General features: G+C 62.9%; 3 protein-coding genes. 1 reads left to right on the forward strand and 2 read right to left on the reverse strand.

What is annotated here, in order from left to right; translation table 11 throughout:
- Positions 1-273 precede the first annotated feature (273 nt).
- Positions 274-1,065, reverse strand: coding sequence for an ABC transporter ATP-binding protein (locus EOA86_RS32015; protein ID WP_095518685.1), 792 nt, complete (start codon positions 1,063-1,065; stop codon positions 274-276).
- Between the two features lie 134 nt (positions 1,066-1,199).
- Between EOA86_RS32015 and EOA86_RS32020 the strand changes: the two genes are divergently transcribed.
- Positions 1,200-1,604: a cupin domain-containing protein gene (locus EOA86_RS32020; protein WP_029351539.1), complete on the forward strand. Its 405-nt coding sequence runs from the start codon at positions 1,200-1,202 to the stop codon at positions 1,602-1,604.
- A 35-nt stretch (positions 1,605-1,639) separates the two neighbouring features.
- Here EOA86_RS32020 and EOA86_RS32025 read toward each other — a convergent pair whose 3' ends face one another.
- On the reverse strand, positions 1,640-2,014 hold the full coding sequence (locus EOA86_RS32025; RefSeq protein WP_240992766.1) for a hypothetical protein: 375 nt from the start codon (positions 2,012-2,014) through the stop codon (positions 1,640-1,642).
- Positions 2,015-2,127 lie beyond the last annotated feature (113 nt).

Raw genomic sequence — 2,127 nt, forward strand, 5'->3', positions numbered from 1 at the left:
GCGCAGACCCTGGGCTCCATGCCGTAACTTTCGCGCTCCGCAACGGTGCGGAACAATGCTCCCGAGCTGAAGAAAACGTCAGCCGTCGTCGCCTGCGTGGCGGACATTCTGAACCGTTTGGGCCTTTCGGCCGAAGTCACGGAATGGATCCTAGGGTCTGCGCACGCCGCTTCGCGGCGGCTCCGCCCTAGGATGACGAAAGCACGGTTAGCGTCTGCCTCGCTAGGGCGATGCACCTCCTGCGTTAAAGGCGCAAGCCAGTGCCGCTTCACCTCAATCATCATAGCTGTGTCCTGCCCTGAGCCCGTCGCGCACGCGTGCGGCGATCGCCAGGAACTCCGGTGTCTCGCGGATGTCGAGCGGTCGCTGCTTGGGCAGCGTCGATTCGATGACGTCGCTGACGCGGCCCGGACGCGGCGACATGACGATGATCCGCGTCGAGAGGTAGACCGCCTCGGGAATGGAATGGGTGACGAAACAGATGGTCTTGTTGGTCCGCTCCCAAAGCTCCAGAAGCTGTTGGTTGAGATGGTCGCGCACGATCTCGTCCAGCGCGCCGAACGGCTCGTCCATCAACAGGAGATCGGCGTCGAAGGCCAGCGCCCGCGCGATCGAGGCGCGCTGCTGCATGCCGCCGGAAAGCTGCCACGGGTATTTCTGCTCGAAGCCGCCCAGGTTGACGAGGTCGAGCGTGCGCTTGATCCGCGCCGCCTGCTCAGTTTTCGACAGGCCCATGATTTCCAGCGGCAGCGCCACGTTGCGCTCGATCGTACGCCATGGATAAAGCGCCGCCGCCTGGAAGACATAGCCATAGGCGCGGCTCTGGCGCGCCTGCTCCGGCGTCATGCCGTTGACGGAGATGCTTCCCGATGTCGGTTTTTCCAGATCGGCGATGACCCGCAGCAGGGTCGTCTTGCCGCAGCCGGACGGCCCGATGAAAGAGACGAATTCACCTTTGCCGATGGTCAGGTCGACATTCGACAGCGCCTGCACCGGGCCGTCATTGGTCTGGAAGGTCAGGCCGAGCTTGCTTGCCGAAACGACGGCTGGCGATGTTCCCGTCATAGGCCGCAGCCTGCCTTTTCGCGCCGCTGCTGCGCCGGGCGGAATCCGGTTGATTTTGCCGCGATATTGCTTTCCACTCGCCCCGTCCTATCCGACTGAGAGTTCCCACTCGATCGACGCCCAGAGCATCCCAGATGTCGTCCAAGCCCACTTGTCATCTTATCCGCCCTGAAAGCTCTTATGAAGGCAAGCAGGGACTGAGTTATTTCACCGGTATCGCCGCCGAGACGGTCGGCTCGACCGGCATCTGCATGCACCTGCTGACCATGCCGCCCGGTGCCCGCGCCAAGGCGCATATGCACGAAAGCCATGAAACGGCGATCTATGTGCTCTCCGGCGAGGTTCATACCTGGTATGGCGACCGACTCGAACAGCAGATCGTGGTCAAGGCCGGCGACCTCTTCTACATTCCTGCCGGGGTGCCGCATCTGCCGGCCAATCTGAGCGACAGTTCGGCCTCGGCTGTCATCGCCCGCACCGATCCCAACGAACAGGAAAGCGTCGTCCTGCTGCCGGAACTGGATGGGCTGGTCGCCTGAGGTCGGCATCGGCGGAGAGGCCATCATCGGCACCGTCACGAACATGATTTCAACGGCCCTATCTCTTCAAGGCCGGGAATGGTCACGAAGAAACCGTCAGCTCCCTTGTTGGTGACCTTGACGGTCTCAGTCGTCGTTCCCTCCTCGCCTTCAGCGAAACAGGTCGAGCTCAACGACTGCGTACCAGGCGCCGTCACCAGTTGCCGCGCGAACCGGCAGCCGCTGCCATAGGTTTCGACGCCGTCGGCGGTCAGCACGACATAGGCATCGCTGTCCTGATAACCGAGCCATACACCGGCACAACCGACATCATTGCCATAGGAACCGGCAAGAACCTCAGCCGCTGCCGGTACGCCGGTAATGCTCGCCACAACCAGTGAGGCGATCGCTGCCGAACGCGCCAAGCTCACACCCCGGTCGCCGGAATGCCGGTGCGTTCCACCTTGCGCGGTGCGGAAATTTCCTTCCAGGTCGACAGCGCCCGGGTGACCGCTGCATTCGGCTCGCGAGCGACGAACTCCCC

Source organism: Mesorhizobium sp. M5C.F.Ca.IN.020.32.2.1 (assembly GCF_004023105.1).
Taxonomy (GTDB): domain Bacteria; phylum Pseudomonadota; class Alphaproteobacteria; order Rhizobiales; family Rhizobiaceae; genus Mesorhizobium; species Mesorhizobium wenxiniae.

What these genes read in the sequence shown, in the direction of transcription:
- EOA86_RS32015 (WP_095518685.1), bottom strand. Translation starts at nt 1,065, where the DNA reads ATGACGGGAACATCGCCAGCCGTCGTTTCGGCAAGCAAGCTCGGCCTG.
- EOA86_RS32020 (WP_029351539.1), top strand. Translation starts at nt 1,200, where the DNA reads ATGTCGTCCAAGCCCACTTGTCATCTTATCCGCCCTGAAAGCTCTTAT.